A 17,483-nucleotide genomic window follows, 5' to 3' on the forward strand; every position below is an offset into this window, starting at 1 on the left:
GCTCGCGGTCAGTGTGACACCGCCGCGCCCGCAACGTCCGACTTTTGGCGGCCGCCGCCGGCCACGGACCGCACGCCCCCTGACTCCAGCCTTGACCCCATCACCCTCCGGTACCGGCCGTCAACGGTCCGGAAGGCCACGAAGAACACGCCATCCGCACTCCGATTCCCGCCTTGGGCCCAGGTGGCCGTACCGTAGTGCGCCGTGTCCCCCACCTCCGAGAACGCGGCCGGTCCGAGCCTCGACGACGTCCTCGTCGGCGAGGCGGTGCTCGGCGTCTACCGGCAGATGTTCGCCGCGCTGGCGCGCGACAGCGGGGCCGTGGTGGACGATCCCGAGCTGGTGGACGTCGCGGAGACGCTGCTGGCCGCGTTCGCCGACGCGGGCGAGGAGGGGCTGAGCCGCGAGCAGATGCGGTACGTGTGCCGCCGGTACCCGGCCGAGGTCTTCGAGAACCGGCTGCGCGTGCTCAAGGGCCTCGGCGCGATCCGCGAGGTGTTCCCCAAGCCCAACCAGCTGCGCTACCGCGCCTCGTTCACGAGCGTCGTCGGGCTGATGTTCGTCCGCCGGATGATGCTGGACGGCGGGCAGAGCGAGATGCACCGCCTGCTGGCCCTGGAGCAGCTGAACGTGGCCGACCCGCGGATGACGGCCGCGCAGGCGCGGGCCGGCGCCGAGGGCCTGGCCCGGGCGTTCCGCCTCTGGAGCGTGGAGCTGCTCACGCTGGCGAACGGCACGATCGAGGAGCTGCGCGAGCAGGCGCCCAAGCTGTGGGGCACCGAGGAGATCCTGCTGCGCGCCGAACGGCTGCACGGCGCGATCCTGCGGCGCTGGCCCGAGCTCGACCACGCCTGCACCGACCTGCGGGCGGCCATCTACGCCTATGGCGACGCCTCGCGCCGGGCGGCCGCGCGGCTGTCGGACTCGGCGGGGATGACCCGCAACCTGACTCTGCTGCCGCCCGAGACCTGGCGGACCTTCGCCCGTACGGCGTCGCGCGAGGACCTTGCCGGCGTGCTGGACGGCTTCGTGTTCGACGCGGCGGCGCCCTGGCACGAGCCGTCCGCCGTGGTCACCGCCGTCGAGGACGGCCCGCGCACCACTCCCCCGCGTCCCGCCCCGCCGCGCGCCTCCGTACCCGACACCGGCCTGTCGGACGAGACGGGCGGTGACGCCACGGCCCTCGAACGCCTGCAGACCGTCGCCGAGCACGTCCTGCGCGGCCGTGACCGGGTCGCGATCGAGGATCTGCTGGACCAGGACTGGGTGGCGGCCCGCCGCCTGCTCGCCGACCTGTCCTCGGCCCACCTGCATCCCGAGCTGCCCTACCGGCTCGTGTGGTCGGACGGCCTGGCCGCGCGTCCCGGCGGTGTCCCCTCCTGGATGACGCCGGGCGTCTTCGAGAGGACGGGCCCATGACCCTCGATCCCGAGATCATGGCACGCGCGCGAGCCCGCGTCCTGGGCATCCCGTCGGTCCCGGTCTCCGAGCCGATGCCGGCCGGCATGACCGGCGCGTCCGACGGCGAGCGCGTCTGGCTGCTGCCCTCATGGCCCGACGCGGCGACCCCGGCGGTCCTGGAGGAGTACGAGGTCGCGCCGATGCCGCTGGACCGTACCGGCCAGGCCCGGCGCGTCCTGGCCGCGGCGCTGCGCTGCTGCTGGACCCGGCCCGACGACTCGCCCTGGCCCGGCGACCCGGCCGCGGTCGCCGCCGTACTGGAGGTGTACGCCGGGATGTCGCGCGGCGACCCCGAGCTGGCGCGCCGCTGGGCGACCGGCGAGCTGCGCCGGCTGTCCGACACCGGCTGGCTGATCCTGGACGAGGACGCCGGTACGGTCCGTCCGGGCCCCCGCGTCTCCCTCTGGCGCGAGGAGACCCTCGGCTCCCTCCGCGACCTCCTCCGCCGCCTCCCCCAGCCGGGGGGCGTTCCGAGTGAGCCGGAAGGGCGCGCCGTCGCCTGGACTGAGGAGCGCAGGGAGCGAGGAACGAGCGACCGGAGTGACGAGGGAAGGCGGCGGCTTCTCGGCGCCCTGGAGGTGAACGGGAAACACGAATCAGTGCTCCGGTCGTACGACGAGAGGCGGCGGGCGGAGCTGGTCGCGGCGTACATGGCCGTGGAGTACGCGGCGGATCCGGTTCCCGAGGTGCGGTTCACGGCGCTGCGGGAGCCTGCGCTGCGCCGCACGGTCGAGGAGATGCTGCGGCTGGGCGGCCGCACGCTGATCCGTACCGGTCCCAAGGAATGGCTCTCCGGCTACCGCGACGACGTGACCGCCGAGCTGGGCGCCGATCCGGACTGCGTGCCGTCCACGGGCGACCGCGCCGCGCTGGTGCTGGTGCTCATCCATGCGGTGGCGATCCCGCGCGCGGCGGGGCTGCTGGCCGACGACTCGTGGATGTCGACGTTCCCGGCGCCGCTGGAGGAGCTGCGGCGCCGCTCGCAGCTGCCGGTCGGGGAGCTGGAGGCGTCGCTGCGCCGGCTGCGGACGGCCGGGCTGGTGGCGCAGGTGAAGGCGGGCGGCGACGAGGCGGGCGGGTTCGTGCCGGGGCCGCAGTTCCAGCGGCTCACGCCCACCGCGCGGCGCCGCCTGCAGGAGGAGCTGATCCTGGCCGCCGGGCCGGGGTCGCCGCTGGCCGCGGCGATCCGGGCCCGCCGCCGCGGCCGCGAGAACATGCAGGACGCACAGGGGGAGACCGCATGACCGCTGTTCTGGAGCCGCTGGTGCCGGGGCCCGCCGGGGGTGCCGGCGGGGAGAACATCGTCGGTGACCGCACGCTGGTCGCGGTCCAGGCGGTGAACATCTCCCGGCTGTCGACGCATCCGGTGCCGACCGTTCCGGGGACGCTGATCGTGGTCGCCGGGCAGGGGCCCAAGGACTCCAACGGGGCGGGCAAGTCGTCGTTCATCGCGGCGATCACCGCGCTGCTGGGCGACGAGCAGTGGCGGTTCGCCTCGGGCGCGCGGGCGGTGGCGGAGCTGCTGTTCAACGCCGAACTGGCGGCGCAGGGCGACAGCCAGTGGGCCAGCGCGGGCCACGGCTACATCGTCGGTGTCTTCGACGAGCAGGACGCGGTGGACGCCGAGGGCGAGAGCGAGACGGCGCTGACGGTGTGGCTGCGGGTGAACGTGGACGCGCCGCATCTGGAGATCCGCTGGCGGCACGGCGTCCATCTGGCGGCGGCGCCGTCGGAGGCCGAGCGGGTGGCGCTGGCCGACCGGATGTGGGCGGGGCTGCCGCGCAGCGCGGGCCGCCGCGACCTGGTGGCCAAGGACCTGAGCCGGGTCCTGTACGGCGGGCGGGTCAGGTGCGTGTCGTTCCTGTCGACGTCGGTACGGTCCAAGGTCGCGACGAACCTGCTGTCCCAGCCGCTGAACGAGATCACGCCGGAACGCATCTTCAGCGCGATCGCCGCGCTGACCGGCCTGGACCGGGAGCTGGAGGCCGAGCGCACCTCGCGGGCGGAGGAGCACCGCGAGCGGGCGCGGGCGGCGGAGGCGGCCGAGCGGCTGGCCGGGTGGGAGCGAGAGGCGGCGGCGCTGCTGAAGACGTTCGACCGGCGCGACCGGGCGCGCGACGAGGTGGCGGCGTCGCTGCGGTTCTGGCACACGCGGCAGGCGCGGCTGCTGGTGGACGCGGCGCGCGCGGACGGGTCGCACGCCGCCGAGCAGGAGCGGCTGCACGCCGAGAACGAGGAGATCGCGGCGGCCGTGAAGGCGGCCGGCAAGGAGATCGAGCAGCTGACCGGCGGTGCCCTCGAGGCGCAGCTGGGCGAGGCCGGGGCGGCGCTGGCCGAGCTCAAGGGGCAGGCCGACGAGCTGGGCGCGGACAAGGCGGTGGCCCGCAACCGGCTGGAGGAGCTGCGCCGGCAGGTGTCGGCCCTGGAGGAACGGCTCCGCGAGGCCGACGGGCGCGACGCCGAGGCGGCGGGACGGGAGCTGGCCGAGGCGGAGGGGCGCCGGGACGAGGCGCAGCAGGAGTTCGGGATGGCCAAGGGCACCGTGGCCCGGGCCGAGCGCACGCTGGCCGAGGCCGAGGCGGGCGAGAGCAGCGCCCCGGCGCAGATCCGCGCGCTGGCCGGTGCCGGGATCGCGGCGGTGGGCCTGCTGGACGCGGTCGAGATGACGGCGGACGTCCGGGAGCGCTGGGAGGCGGCGCTGTGGCCGTACCGCGAGGCCGTGGTGGTCGGCCCGGACGACCTGCCGGGTGCGGCCAAGGCCCTGCACGCGCTGCCCGGCTCGATGATCGTTCCGGCGGACGGAGAGCTGCGCCCCGACGGGGGCGACGTCGAAGGGCATCCGGACGGGGTGCGCTGCGTCCTGCCGCTGGCCCGGTTCTTCGCCGCGCTGGAAGGCGGCGACGGCACCGGCGTCGTGATCATCAGCGGCTTCCCCGAGCCCGTCACCGGGCGGGTGGCGCGCGTTCAGGCGGCCCGCGCCGCGCTGGAGGCCGCCACGGAGTCCCTGGAGGAGACCAGGCAGCGGGCCGCCGACGCCGCATCCGATGTGGCACTGGCCGGGCGGCGGCTGACGGCGGCGCGGGCGGCGGCCGAGCTGGAGAACGTACGGGAGCGGATGGCCGGGCTGCGCGAGCGGCTGGAGGAGCTGGCCGGCAGCGAGTCCCGGCTGGGTCCGCGGCTGGGCGCCGCCGAGCAGACGCTGCGCCGGCTGCAGGCCAGGGCCGACACCCGTGCCCTGGAAGTGGACCGGCTGCGCGGCCGGCGCGAGGCGCACGAGCGCGACCGCGACCGGATCCGCGCCAAGGTCGCCGAGCTGGCCGACCGGCGCGCCGCGCTCGGCCTGGAGGAGCTGGAGAAGGAGTGGGGCGCGTCCCGCGACGCCGCCGCCGAGTGGCTGGCGACGCTGGGCGAGGACGAGCGCACCTGGACACCGGACGAGTGGTGGCAGAGCGCGGAGAAGCACCTGTCGGAGGGCCTGCGCCGGGTGTTCCCGGACGGGCCCGCCGACGAGGACATGCCCGAGGAGGTCCGTTTCCTGCTGCGCGAGCGTACCGACGGCGAAGGACGGCGTACCGAGCGCGAGCAGTCCACGTTCCCCCGCCTGCTCAAGGCCCTGGAGGCCTACCTGCGCCAGCAGGAGGACTACGAGCGGCACCAGCGGCGGCAGATCGAGGTGCAGATGTCGGGCCGCCGCGCCGACCTGGACAAGGCGCAGAAGGGCGCCACCGAGGCGGCGGGCGCGGCCGAGGCGCACCGGACGGCGCTGACCGCCGCGATCCGGGCGCGGCTCCAGCGCGTGGCCGAGGAGTTCGAGAAGCTGGACGTGACGTACGGCGGCTACGGCGCGACGCTGGAGTTCCCCACGCCCGAGCCGCCCGGCGATCCCGAGCAGGAGTGGCGCTGGCGGGTCACGCCCAAGTGGCGGCGCTCGGACGGGCAGCGGTACGTGCCGTACAACCGGCGGGCCAACACCGCGCTCATGGACGAGAAGGCGGTCAAGCTGGTGTGCGCCGCCGCGCTGGCCAGCTCGGGCGGCGGCAAGCTGTGCCTGGTCCTGGACGAGCTGGGCCGCAACCTCGGCAAGGAGCACCGCAAGGAGGCCGTCTCGCTGTTCCGGAAGATCGGCGAGACGCACGGCATCACGGTGATCGGCGCGCTGCAGGACGACATGGAGCCGTACGCGATCGACGCGTGCGGGCAGTACGTCAAGCTGCGGCGCTCGTCCGACACGATGCCGTACAACGAGCCCCCGGTCGTGGTCGGCTACGACCGGCACGAGGCGCGCGTCCGGCGGCTGGCCGCCCAGATCACCGCCGCCCGGCCGGATATTCCGGATGAATCTTGATCGCTGATCCGGAAGGATGCGCGGCATGCGCGCCACAGCTCTGCTGAAGACGATCGAGCCGCTCACGTACGCGGCCCGCTGCCGCCACCTCGCGGACCTGCGCCGGTACGCGGGCGAGCCGGAGCTGCGCGACCTGCTGGACGAGCTCGGCGAGCGCGGCCACTACGAGCGCTCGCTGGCGCTGTTCGTCGCGGCCGCCGTACGGGACGAGGCGTCCCTCGCGCACATCGCGCGGGCGATGCGCGATCCGGCGGCCGACCTGGCGCTCGCCGCGACGGACTGGGCCGTCCGGCTCGGCCTGCCGTACGAGCACTTCGAGGAGCCGCTCAGGGACGCTCCGTCCGCCCTGCGGGCCGCGACGTACCGGGCGATCAGGCGGTGGCACCGGACCGACCTGGCCGAGCGCCTCATCGACGAGATCGCCGAGCGCTGGGGTGACCAGGAGGCGGCGAGGCTGCTGATCGTGTGCGGCGAGGCGGCGGCGCGCGCCCGGCTGGACGGCCTGGCGCACGCCGTCTCCAGCTGGAAGTCGCTCGGCCGCTCCCATCCCGGCCTGATGCTCGACTTCGCCGAGCGCCGGCTCTCGGAGACGCCCGACGCGCTCCTGGCCCACTGGTGGGAGCGGCACGGCTCCGGCGTGGCCGCCGCCGTCCCGCACGCCCCCGAACGCGTCATCGGGCTGCTGGAACGGCACTGCCCGGCGGGCGTCCTGCCGTACCCGCTGCACAAGCGGTTCGGAATGCTCCTGGACGCCGACACTCCGCGGGTGCTGCGGCTGATGCTCGCCGACAGGCACCGCCGAGGGCTGACCGCCCTGCTCCGCCACCGGCGGGTCCGCGCCCGGCTGGTACCGCTCGGCACGCCCGAGGCCGCCGAGGTGGCGCGGGCCGTCCGGGACGAGAGCCGCACGCTGGCGCGCCTGCTCAGGACGTTCGCGCCGAGCCGCCGCGAGGAGATCTTCACGGCCGCGATGGCCGGGATCGACCTGGCCACCGCCGAGCCCGCACCGGCCGTCATGGAGGTCCTTCCCTGGCGGGCCCGCGCCCGCGAGGCACGGCGGATGCTGGGCCTGCGGCGCGTGGCCGAGCGGCCGCGGCGGGTCTGGGAGGTCACCGCCTACCTCCCGTACGACGAGGCCCTGCCCGTCCTGCGCGAGGTGGCGCGGCGGCCCGGCGCCGACGACCGCGCGATCGGCTACGAGCTGCTCATCGGCTGCGCCGGGCGCGCCCGCGATCCCGAGGTCCTCACCCGGCTGCTGGACGACCTCGGCCGGCTGCGCAACGAGCAGGACCCGGTACGGGCGAGCGCCGTCACCGCGCTGGCCTCGGTCCCCTACAGCCTGCTGCGGCCCGTGCACGCCCCCGCGCTCGCGCAGATCACCGAGGACGCGCTGAACGCCCGGGACTGCTCGTACTCGACCCGTCACCAGCTCACGCAGCTCGCCACCCGGATCTGCCGCCAGGGCGCGGTCAGTGACGACGCCGAACTCCTGGTCTTCGGCCTCGACACGCTCGCCAAGCTGGCCGGGTCCACGGGCTCGCTCGGGCTGCCCCTGATCGGGCGCTCGCTGCGGCGCGGCCAGGAGCACGACCTGGGGCGCACGCTCGCCCCGTACCTGGAGTCGGCCGCGCGCCGCCACGACCACCGGCTCGCGTTCGCCCTCGCCGGCGCGCTCCAGGACCGCGCGTACCACGTCGCCGAGATCCAGGACGCCCTCAAGGCCGCGCTCGACGCCCCCGGCGACGGCGACATCCGGCGGGCCGTCGACCACTGGCTCGCCCCGCCCGGTACCCGCGCCGAACGCGTCGAGCACATCGTGAACAAGGATCCCTCCACGGTGGCGCTGCGCACCGTCTTCGCCGTCATCGCCCGCGAACGCACCGATCTGCTGGACCTGGCCCTGTCCGGCCGTACGCCGAAGGGCCGCTTCCGCAATCCCGACGTGGTGTACGTGCCGGACCCGGAGGTCTCCTGGATGCGCCGCTGGACCTCGCGCCAGCGCGGCTCCTACCTCGCCCTCCTGCACAGGCTGGCACGCGACGAGAGCGCCCCCGACCACACCCGCGCGCGGGCCGCCGCGTCCATCGGCGAGATCCCGGGCGTCGGCGCCGCCGAGCTCGCCCCCTACCTCGCCTCGGACGAGCCGCACCTGCGCCGGGTGGCCCTGACCGCCGCGGTCTGGGGCTCGTCCCCGCAGGCGGTCTTCCCCCACCTCATCGAACTGGCCTCCTCCGACGACGCGCACGTGGCGATGTACGCCGCGAGCCGCGCCGCCCGGTACGTGGCGCCCTCGGCCCTGCCCGGCGCGCTGGCCCCGGTGCTCGCCACCGGCAAGATCACCGCACGCAAGGAGGCGCTGCGGATCCTGCTGCGCAACCGCGTACCGGACGCGATGGCCGTGGTCGCCGCCGCCTGGGAGGAGCCCCGCCAGCACCGGGACGTCCGGGTGGCCATCGCCTCCGCCGTACGGGACCTGCTCGACGACCCCCGCGCGCTGCAGATCCTGAACGAGGCGGCCCGCGGTCCGCGCGAGCTGGCCCTCCAGGTCGTCCGCACGGTCCCGGTCACGATCGAGGACCGGCACCGCGCCGCCTACGCCGCGCTCATCGTCGACATCGCCCGTTCCGAGGACATGGAGGCGGTCCGCGCGGCGATTCCGATGCTCTCACTGTGGGCACCCTGGGCCCCAGGGGCGCCCGCTCTGCTCGCGGGCCGCCTCACCGATCTGGACGGGACGTCCACCTGGCGAGACGCCCTCGACGCTCTCATCAGGTGCGCCCGTTCCGGCCATGGCCTGGCCGAGCTGGCGACGGCCGCCGCGACCCTGGCCGCAGCCGTGCCCGCGCCCGACGCCGGAGCCGAGCGCGACCGTCCCGCCTGGCAGCGCCTCGGCGAACTGGTCAGGAGCGTCCGGCACGGCCACGGCAGCGACCCCGCCCGTTCCGAACCGGTCGTCCGGGCCCTCGCCGGCCGCCTGCCCGAGCCCCTGGCCTCCGAGCTGCTCGCCGCGACCGTCCCCTGGAAGGCCCCGGGGGTGGAGACCGACCTGGACGCGCTGGCGGCGCGCCCCATCGGCGGCGTCTTCGCGGTCGACCGGGTCGCCCGCCTCCTTCCCGTCGACCACTTCGGCCCCGCTCCAGAGCGAATGCTCCCCCATGCGGTCCGCCTCGCCGCACGCGCCGACCTGGCCCCCGGCCTCTTCGCCTGCGCCCTCACCCGCGACTACGGCGAGGAGGCGGGCTGGCCCGAAGAATGGCGCGCCGTGCTCCGCGGCCTCCGCGCCCATCCGCACCCGGACGTCGCGTACACCGCCGGGAGCATCCTGACCGCCCGCGAATAGCCGTACCGTGACGATCCAGGGCCTGTCTCAAAGTGGCCTCAGCCACCGCGCGAGCGCGCTACCTGGCCGGCGAGGTAACGCCGGAGGCGAGCCTCACCGGGCAGATCGCGAAGCGATGGCGCGCTCGCACAAGGCACGGTCACGGTGCGAGCCGCCAGGCGAGCACCGTGGGCCGGAACTTTGAAACACAGCGGAGGGCGGCGGATGACCGACTGGCGGGTACGGGGCTTCCGGGAAGTGCGCGAGCTGGGCCGGGGCGGCCAGGGCCGGGTCGTCCTGGCCCGGCACGAGACGCGCGGTACCCCGGTGGCGATCAAGTACCTTCCGGCCGGCGCGGGCGAGGCGGCGCAGGAGCGGCTCCGGCACGAGGCGAAGATGCTCGGCCGGGTCGAGAACCCGCACGTGGCGCGCCTGTACCGGCTGGTCGAGAGCGAGCACGGCACCGCGATCCTGATGGAGGCGGTGAACGGCGTCCCGTTCAGGGAGATCCTCCGGCGGCACGGGACCCTCGGACCCGAGGCCGCCCTGACCGTTCTCAAGGGCTCCCTGCTCGGCCTGGCCGCGGCGCATGAAGCCGGGGTGGTCCACCGCGACTACAAGCCCGCCAACGTCATCGTCCCGGCCGACGGCCGCAGCAAGCTCATCGACTTCGGGATCGCCACGGCCGCCGGGAGCGCCTCCGCCGAGGGCACTCCGCCGTACATGGCGCCTGAGCAGTGGCGCCGCGAGCCTTCCTCCCCCGCCACCGACGTGTACGCGGCCACCTGCGTCTTCTTCGAGAGCGTCACCGGGCGCCGGCCGTATCCGGCGCGCGGGATGGCGGCCCTCCGCACGGCGCACATGTCGGAACCGGTCCCCGTGGAGAAGGTCCCCGAGGCACTCCGGCCCCTGATCGCCAGAGGCATGGCCAAGGCCCCTGAGGAACGCCCCGCGAGCGCCGCCGAGTTCGTCGGCGAGCTGGACGACGTCGCGCGTTCCGCCTACGGCCCCGACTGGGAGTCGCGGGGCGTCCGCGCGCTGGCCGCGACGGCCGTCGCCCTGGCCGCGCTGTTCCCCCTCGCCGCCGCCGGGCTGGGCTCCGCGTCCGCCTCGGCCGGGGCCGTGGCGGGCTCCTCGGGCGCCGTCGCGACGCTCGGCGCCAAGACCACGGCCGTCGTCGCCGGAACGGCCGTCGCGGGTGCCGCGGCGGGCGGCGCGGGCGTCTACCAGGCGACCCAGGAGGAGGACCCGCCCCGCCGTCCCGCCGCCGTGTCGGCGCCCGCCTCACCGGCGGGAAAGACCGTGACGGTGGGCAGGCTCACCCTCGTCGTCCCGCCCTCCTGGCGCGTCCAGCGGATTCCGGCCGTCCCCCGGTCAGGTGACGACAGTGGACCGGGCGACGGCTACTTCGTCTCCTCCGGCCGGCCGTGCCTCGGCATGCCGAGCGGCTACACACCGGTCCTGCCCGGCCATGCCAGCGATTGCCCGGGGTTCTTCGTCCTCGCGTCGGACTTCCTCACCAACCCCTCCCGCTACATCGCCGGCCCGTACAAGACCGGCGACACCTATGCCTCCCTGTTCGGGCAGGACGAGGGGCTGAGCTGCCCGGGCCGCGATGAGCTACGCGCCGTCGGCGTACGTCATGGCGCCACCCTGCAGACGGCACGGCCGGCGGCGATCGGTCCCCGCACGGCGAACTTCCGCCAGTGGCGCGTGCCCTGCTACACGCGCGGTGGCATCGACGAGTACGGGCCGACCGACCGCACCGGCTTCTCCTTCCTCGAACTCCACTGGCACCTGCCGGAGTCGCGGATCCTCGTCGTCGACCTCTGGGCCACGCCCGGCCTGGCGGGCATCCTCGCCAAGGCCGGCTGGCGCTGATCACTCGTCGGGGACGGCGTTCTCCAGTTCGTGGGCGAGTTCCTCGAGTTCGGCGCCGCCGGACATGAGGGCGGTCAGGTCGGCGATGGTGATCTCGGATTTGGGGTGGTAGCCGATGCTGCGGCCGCGCTTGAGGACGAGGAAGCGGTCGCCGACCGGGTAGGCGTGGTGCGGGTTGTGGGTGATGAAGATGACGCCGAGGCCGTCCTCGCGGGCGCGGACGATGTAGCGCAGGACGACGCCGGCCTGCTTGACGCCGAGGGCGGCCGTGGGCTCGTCCAGGACGAGGACCTTGGCGCCGAAGTAGACGGCGCGGGCGATGGCGACGCACTGGCGCTCGCCGCCCGAGAGGGTGCCGATGGGCTGGTCGACGTCGCGCAGGTCGATGCCCATCCGCAGCAGTTCGGAACGGGTCTTCTCGCGCATGAACGGGATGTCCATGCGGCCGATGCCGCGGCGCTTCTCCGAGCCGAGGAAGAAGTTGCGCCAGACGGGCATCAGGGGGACGACGGCGAGGTCCTGGTAGACGGTGGCGATGCCGCGGTCCAGGGCGTCGCGGGGCGAGCCGAACGCGACCGGCTCGCCCTCGACCTCGAACGTCCCGGCGTCGTGCCGGTGCAGACCGGCGACGATCTTGATGAGGGTGGACTTGCCCGCGCCGTTGTCGCCCAGGACGCAGACCACCTCGCCGGGGGCCACCTCCAGCGAGACGCCGCGCAGGGCGATGATGTTGCCGTAGTTCTTGCCGACGTCGGCGAGCCTGATGAGGGTCAACGTCCTCGCTCCACTCTGCGCCGTACGATCAGGTTCACCACGGTGGCGATGAGCAGCATCGCGCCGAGGAAGAACTTGAACCAGTCGGGGTTCCACTCGGCGTACACGATGCCCTTGTTGGTCATGCCGAAGATGAACGCGCCGATCGCGGCGCCGATCGCCGAGCCGTAGCCGCCGGTGAGCAGGCAGCCGCCGATCACCGCGCAGATGATGAAGAAGAACTCGTTGCCGACGCCCTCGCCGGACTGCACGGTGGCGAACGCGAACAGCAGGTGCATCCCGGAGACCCACGCGCAGAACGCGACGCCCATGAACAGGCCGATCCGGACGCGGGTGACCGGGACGCCGACCGCGCGGGCGCTGGCCGAGGAGCCGCCGACCGCGAGGATCCAGTTGCCGGTACGGGTGCGCAGCAGGATCCAGGTGGCGGCGGCGACCAGCAGCAGCCACCACAGGACCGTGATGTTGACGTTGACGCCGCCGAGCTGGAGGTCGGAGGCGAACACGGCGCGGGCCGAGGCGAAGCCGTCCATGTCGCGGATCGAGTCGGAGGCGACGTTGCCGGTGGCGGCCTTGGTGACGCCGAGGTTGAGCCCGGCCAGCATGAAGAACGTGGCGAGCGTGATGATGAAGCTCGGCAGCCCGGTCCTGTTGTAGAGGACGCCGTTCAGCGCGCCCAGCGCCAGGGTGACGGCGAGGGAGACGGCCACCCCGGCCCAGGCGTTGAGGGTGAGCTGGTAGCTGATCAGCGCGGCGATCAGCGCCGAGGTGGTCACCATGACGCCGGCGGACAGGTCGAACTCGCCGCCGATCATCAGCAGCGAGACGCCGACCGCCATGATGCCGAACGTCGAGCTCGCGTACAGGATCGTCGAGAACGAGCTCGCCTGCAGGAACGCGTCGGCGACGACCGAGAAGAACACGAAGACCGCGAGCGCCCCGAGCAGCGCGCCGAGCTCGGGGCGGCCGAGCAGGCGGCGCAGCGGGGAGTGCCGGGCGACGCGCTCGTCCGCGGTGGCCGCCAGGCTCACCGGGTGCCTCCGACGGCGAACGGCTCGATGGCGGCGGCGTTGTCCTTGGTGACGATCGCGGGCCCGGTCAGGACGGGACGGCCGCCGCCGACGGTGTTGCCGTTGTTCTTCAGCAGCCACAGCTGGTCGACCGCCCCGTACCCCTGCAGGTAGGGCTGCTGGTCGACGGCGAACTGGATGGTGCCGGCCTTGATCGAGGCGACCAGGTCCTTGTTCATGTCGAACGTGGCGACCTTGGCCTTGCTGCTCGTCTCCTTCACCGAGTCGACGGCGGTCGCGGCGAACGGCGCGCCGAGCGTCAGGATGCCGTCGACGTCCTTGTCGGCCTGGAGCTTGGCGGTGATCGACGACTTCACCTGGGGCATGTTGGTGCCCTGGACGAAGAGGTTCTCCATCTCGCCGCCGAAGGTCTTCTTGGCGCCGGCGCAGCGGTCCTCCAGGCCCACGTTGCCCTGCTCGTGGATGACGCACAGCGCCCGCTTCGCGCCGATCGCGGCCAGCTCGCGGCCCGCGGCCTCGCCCGCGATGGCCTCGTCCTGGCCGAAGTGCGCGATCGCGCCGAACTTGGCGGACACGTCGGCACCGGAGTTGATCGAGACGACCGGGATCTTGGCGGCGGTGGCGCGCGCGACGACGTCCTTGAGCGCGTCCGGCTTGGCGAAGGTGACGATGATCCCGTCCACCTTCTTGTCGATCTCGGCCTGGACGAGCTGGGCCTGCTTGCCGCCGTCGGGATCGGCGGAGTAGCTGAAGTCCACGTTGCTCTTGGCGGCGGCGGCCTTGGCGCCCTTCTGGACGATGTCCCAGAACGTGTCGCCGGGGCCCGAGTGGGTGACCATCGCGACCTTGATCCGCTCGGTCTTGGCGCCGGGGTCCTCCTCGGACTCCTTGCCTCCCGAACCGCTGCAGGCCGAGAGCGCCAGCACTCCCGCCGCCGTCAGGGCCAGCAGGCCCCTGCTCTTCAGGTTCTTCCTCACGCGGCTCATGAGGGCTCCGTTCTCCCCGAGGGGGTGGGCTGGGTGAACTGAGACTTACAGGTGGCGCCGCCGGGCCCCGCGCTCCTTGTCGTAGCGCGCGCGGGCCTCGCGGGTGGACTCCAGGGCCGAGACCTCGGCGACCGGGACGTCCCACCAGGCGCCGCCGTCGGGAGCGGGTACCAGCGGATCGGTCTCGATGTGGATGAGGGTCGTGGTGGACGCGGTGCGGGCCCGCCCGAGCGCGGACCGTAGATCGCTGATCGTAGCGGCACGTACCACGGTGGCACCGAGGCTCGCGGCGTTGGCCGCGAGGTCGATCGGAAGCGTCTCCCCGTCCAGGCCAGAGGGGGTACGGGCGCGGTAGCGGGTACCGAAACGGCGGGCCCCGACCGACTCCGACAGCGCACCGATCGACGCGAAACCGTGATTCTGCACGAGCACCACGACGAGCTTGATCCCCTCGGCCACGGCGGTGGCCAGCTCCTGCGCCATCATGAGGTACGAGCCGTCCCCGACCAGCACGAACACCTCGCGGGACGGGTCCTCGGAGTCGAGCACGGCCAGCTTGGCGCCGAGCCCGCCGGCGATCTCGTAGCCCATGCAGGAGTAGCCGTACTCCACGTGGTAGCCCTTGGGGTCGGCCGTACGCCAGAGCTTGTGCAGGTCACCGGGCATCGACCCGGCCGCGCAGACCACGACGTCGCGGGGCCCGGCCGCCTCGTTCACGGCGCCGATCACCTCGGTCTGGGCGGGCAGCGGGGCATGGCCGAGCCGGTACGCGCCGTCGGTGACGGCGTTCCAGCGGGCCGCCAGGACGCGGGTCTCCTCGCGGTAGGCGTCGGGGACGGAGTGGCCGGCGAGTGCGGCGTGCAGGGCCCGCAGCCCTTCGCGGGCGTCGGCGACCAGCGGGACGCCCGCGTGCTTGGCGGCGTCCAGGCGTGCCACGTTCAGGTTGACGAACCGGACGCCGGGACGGGCGAACAGCGTGCGCGAGGCCGTGGTGAAGTCGCTGTAGCGGGTCCCGACGCCGAGCACGACATCGGCCTCGTTCGCCAAGGCGTTCGCGGCGGTGGTGCCGGTCGCGCCGATCGCCCCGACCGAGCAGGGGTGGTCCCACGGCAGGGAGCCCTTGCCCGCCTGGGTCTCGGCCACGGGGATCCCCGTCGTCTCGGCGAACGCGCGCAGCTGGCCGGTCGCACCCGAGTAGATGGCGCCTCCCCCGGCGACGATCAGCGGTCGTTCGGCGCCGCCGAGGAGGGCCGCGGCCTCGTCGAGCGCGGCGGGCTCGGGCAGCGGGCGGGCGATCCGCCAGGTCCGTTCGCGGAACAGCTCCTCGGGCCAGTCGTACGCCTCGGCCTGGACGTCCTGGGGCAGCGCGAGCGTCACCGCGCCCGTCTCGGCCGGGTCGGTCAGCACGCGCATCGCGGCCAGCAGCGCGGATTCGAGCTGCTCGGGACGGTTGATGCGGTCCCAGTACTTGGAGACCGGCTTGAAGCAGTCGTTGACGGAGACGTCGTAGGACCGCGCGTCCTCCAGCTCCTGCAGCACGGGGTTGGCCGTACGTGTCGCGAACACGTCGCCGGGCAGCAGCAGTACGGGCACCCGGTTGATGGTCGCCAGCGCGGCGCCCGTCACCATGTTGGTCGCGCCCGGCCCGATCGACGTCGTGCAGGCGAACGTGGCCAGGCGGTCGCTCATCCGGGCGTAACCGACGGCCGTGTGCACCATCGCCTGCTCGTTGCGCGCCATGTAGAACGGCAGGGCGTCGCCGTACTCCAGCAGTGCCTGCCCCACCCCGGCGACGTTCCCGTGCCCGAAGATGCCGAAGCAGCCCGGGAAGAAGCGGCGGCGTTCGCCGTCGCGTTCGGACCACTGGACGGCCAGGAAGCGGACGAGTGCCTGCCCGACGGTGAGTCTCATCGTCGCTCCTCGGGGGAAGTCAGCGGCAGCCGCCCGTCGAGGGGCTGCTCAAGCCAGGTGTCACGGACCCACGTGTGCGCGGGGTCGTCGCAGATCCGCCAGGCGCGTTCCGGGGACGGTCCGGCCATCACGTTGAGGTAGTAGAGGTGGTGGCCCGGTACCGCCATCGACGGCCCGTGCCAGCCGTGCGGGACGAGCACCACGTCGCCGTCCCGGACCTCGGCCAGGACGTCGATGGGACGTTCTGCGGTGCCGTACACCTGCTGGTACGCCATCCCGGGGCGGCCGCCGGGGCCCGGCGCGACCTCGAAGTAGTAAATCTCCTCCAGCACGGCCTCGGACGGCGTCTCCTCGTCGTGCTTGTGCGGTGGATACGACGACCAGCAGCCGCCGGGCGTCAGGACCTCGCAGGCGATGAGCCGGTCGGCGTACGGGAAGCCCTCGGGCGTACCGAAGTTGTTGACCTGCCGGCTGGCGGGCCCCGCGCCGCGCAGCTCGACCGGGACGTCCTCGGCGGGCACGTAGCGCGGGACGAGGCGGCGGGTGCAGCGCGCGCCCGCGAGCGCGAACCGTCCCTGCCCGCTGACCGTCACGTGCGCGTCGCGCGGCACGTAGGCGAAGTCGGTCACGCGGGAGAAGACGTCGCGCCGCCCGCGCAGCTCGAAACGCTCGCCGTCGCAGGTCACGGTGCACGACCCGGCGAGCGGCAGCACGATCGTCTCGAACTCGCCCGTCCCGAACGCCGCCTCGCCGCCGTCCGGCAGCTCCAGGACGCGGAGCGCGGCGTACGACCAGCCGGCGGACTCGGGCGTGACGACCAGGCCGTACGGTCCGTCGGCGGTGGACCCCGCGGGCAGGTGGTGCTTCATCGGAGCCCCTCGACTTCGGCGGTGTCCGGCATGGCGTCGGCGCAGGCGAGCCGGGACGCGACGATCGCCCCGGCGGTGCCCGCGAACGTGATCACGCGTTCCAGGTCCCAGCCGGCCAGCAGCCCGTGGCACACCGCGCCGCCGAACGCGTCGCCCGCGCCGAGGCCGTTGACGACCTCCACCTCGACGGGCGGGCACTCGACGACGGTGTCGCGGGTGGCGGCCAGCACGCCCTTCGGGCCGCGCTTGACGATGGCCAGCTCCAGGCCGAGATCGAGCAGGGCGCGGGCGGCGGCGCGCGGCTCGCGCTCGCCGGTCGCCATCTCGCACTCGTCGATGTTGCCGACGGCGACGGTGGCGTGCTCGAGCGCGCGCCGCGTCCAGTGCCGCGCGTCCTCCGGGGACGGCCAGAGCATCGGCCGGTAGTCGAGGTCGAGGATGGTACGGCCGGGGTGGGCGGCGAGGGCGTGGAGCGTGGCCTCGCGGCTGGGCTCCTGGGACAGTCCGGTGACCGTGCCCCACACGATCCGGGCCGAACGGATCGCGTCCAGATCCAGCTCCTCGGGATGGATCTCCAGGTCGGGCGCCTTCGGGTAGCGGTAGAAGTAGAGCGGGAAGTCGTCCGGCGGGAAGATCTCGCAGAAGGCGAGCGGAGTCGGCAGGCCCGGAACGGCGGTGACGTAGCGGTCGTCCACCCCGTACCGCTTGAGCGCCTTGTGGATGAACCGTCCGAACGGGTCGTCCCCGGTACGGGTGATGACGGCCGTACGGCGCCCGTACCGTGCCGCCGCGACCGCGACGTTCGTGGGGCTTCCACCCAGGTACTTGCCGAAGGTCTCGACGTCTTCCAGGGGCACGCCCACTTGGCGCGGGTACACGTCCACGCTGACCCGCCCCATGGTGATG

At 73.9% G+C, this 17,483-nt stretch carries 11 protein-coding genes; 5 read left to right on the forward strand and 6 right to left on the reverse strand.

Going from position 1 to position 17,483, the window contains the following annotated elements; all coding sequences use genetic code 11:
* Positions 1-204 precede the first annotated feature (204 nt).
* From ACH34Q_RS01530 to ACH34Q_RS01550, 5 genes are all read left to right on the forward strand, one after another.
* Complete coding sequence (locus tag ACH34Q_RS01530) at positions 205-1,419, forward strand: hypothetical protein (RefSeq protein ID WP_395980846.1); 1,215 nt, start codon at positions 205-207, stop codon at positions 1,417-1,419.
* Positions 1,416-2,705: a hypothetical protein gene (locus tag ACH34Q_RS01535; RefSeq protein WP_395980847.1), complete on the forward strand. Its 1,290-nt coding sequence runs from the start codon at positions 1,416-1,418 to the stop codon at positions 2,703-2,705. The genes ACH34Q_RS01530 and ACH34Q_RS01535 overlap by 4 nt, the downstream gene beginning before the upstream one ends.
* Entirely contained in the window at positions 2,702-5,806 is a 3,105-nt protein-coding gene (locus ACH34Q_RS01540) for a chromosome partitioning protein ParA (protein ID WP_395980848.1), read from the forward strand. Before ACH34Q_RS01535 ends, ACH34Q_RS01540 begins: the two co-directional genes overlap by 4 nt.
* Positions 5,807-5,831: 25 nt before the next feature.
* Positions 5,832-9,146, forward strand: a complete 3,315-nt coding sequence (locus tag ACH34Q_RS01545; RefSeq protein WP_395980849.1) for a hypothetical protein — start codon at positions 5,832-5,834, stop codon at positions 9,144-9,146.
* 204 nt (positions 9,147-9,350) lie between these two features.
* A complete protein-coding gene (locus tag ACH34Q_RS01550) occupies positions 9,351-11,006 on the forward strand; it encodes a serine/threonine-protein kinase (RefSeq protein ID WP_395980850.1) in 1,656 nt (551 codons plus the stop codon).
* Here ACH34Q_RS01550 and ACH34Q_RS01555 read toward each other — a convergent pair whose 3' ends face one another.
* Genes ACH34Q_RS01555 through iolC form a run of 6 tightly spaced genes read right to left on the reverse strand, consistent with a single transcriptional unit; the run spans position 11,007 to position 17,476 of the window.
* Complete coding sequence (locus tag ACH34Q_RS01555; protein ID WP_395980851.1) at positions 11,007-11,780, reverse strand: ATP-binding cassette domain-containing protein; 774 nt, start codon at positions 11,778-11,780, stop codon at positions 11,007-11,009.
* A complete protein-coding gene (locus ACH34Q_RS01560) occupies positions 11,777-12,811 on the reverse strand; it encodes an ABC transporter permease (RefSeq protein WP_395980852.1) in 1,035 nt (344 codons plus the stop codon). The genes ACH34Q_RS01555 and ACH34Q_RS01560 overlap by 4 nt, the downstream gene beginning before the upstream one ends.
* Positions 12,808-13,797, reverse strand: a complete 990-nt coding sequence (locus ACH34Q_RS01565; RefSeq protein ID WP_395980853.1) for a sugar ABC transporter substrate-binding protein — start codon at positions 13,795-13,797, stop codon at positions 12,808-12,810. Before ACH34Q_RS01565 ends, ACH34Q_RS01560 begins: the two co-directional genes overlap by 4 nt.
* A gap of 45 nt (positions 13,798-13,842) precedes the next feature.
* Positions 13,843-15,708 (reverse strand): 3D-(3,5/4)-trihydroxycyclohexane-1,2-dione acylhydrolase (decyclizing), encoded by a 1,866-nt coding sequence (iolD, locus tag ACH34Q_RS01570; RefSeq protein WP_395980854.1) that lies wholly within the window; start codon positions 15,706-15,708, stop codon positions 13,843-13,845.
* Entirely contained in the window at positions 15,705-16,577 is an 873-nt protein-coding gene (gene iolB, locus ACH34Q_RS01575) for a 5-deoxy-glucuronate isomerase (protein WP_395980855.1), read from the reverse strand. Before iolB ends, iolD begins: the two co-directional genes overlap by 4 nt.
* Positions 16,574-17,476 (reverse strand): 5-dehydro-2-deoxygluconokinase, encoded by a 903-nt coding sequence (gene iolC, locus ACH34Q_RS01580; RefSeq protein WP_395981069.1) that lies wholly within the window; start codon positions 17,474-17,476, stop codon positions 16,574-16,576. The genes iolB and iolC overlap by 4 nt, the downstream gene beginning before the upstream one ends.
* Between the last annotated feature and the right edge of the window lie 7 nt (positions 17,477-17,483).

This window comes from Actinomadura sp. 9N407 (assembly GCF_044326315.1).
GTDB lineage: Bacteria > Actinomycetota > Actinomycetes > Streptosporangiales > Streptosporangiaceae > Spirillospora.

Excerpts from the sequence above, each read along its gene's own strand:
- ACH34Q_RS01535 (WP_395980847.1), top strand. The coding sequence starts at position 1,416 with ATGACCCTCGATCCCGAGATCATGGCACGCGCGCGAGCCCGCGTCCTG.
- ACH34Q_RS01540 (WP_395980848.1), top strand. The coding sequence starts at position 2,702 with ATGACCGCTGTTCTGGAGCCGCTGGTGCCGGGGCCCGCCGGGGGTGCC.
- ACH34Q_RS01545 (WP_395980849.1), top strand. The coding sequence starts at position 5,832 with ATGCGCGCCACAGCTCTGCTGAAGACGATCGAGCCGCTCACGTACGCG.
- ACH34Q_RS01550 (WP_395980850.1), top strand. The coding sequence starts at position 9,351 with ATGACCGACTGGCGGGTACGGGGCTTCCGGGAAGTGCGCGAGCTGGGC.
- ACH34Q_RS01565 (WP_395980853.1), bottom strand. The coding sequence starts at position 13,797 with ATGAGCCGCGTGAGGAAGAACCTGAAGAGCAGGGGCCTGCTGGCCCTG.
- iolD (WP_395980854.1), bottom strand. The coding sequence starts at position 15,708 with ATGAGACTCACCGTCGGGCAGGCACTCGTCCGCTTCCTGGCCGTCCAG.
- iolB (WP_395980855.1), bottom strand. The coding sequence starts at position 16,577 with ATGAAGCACCACCTGCCCGCGGGGTCCACCGCCGACGGACCGTACGGC.
- iolC (WP_395981069.1), bottom strand. The coding sequence starts at position 17,476 with ATGGGGCGGGTCAGCGTGGACGTGTACCCGCGCCAAGTGGGCGTGCCC.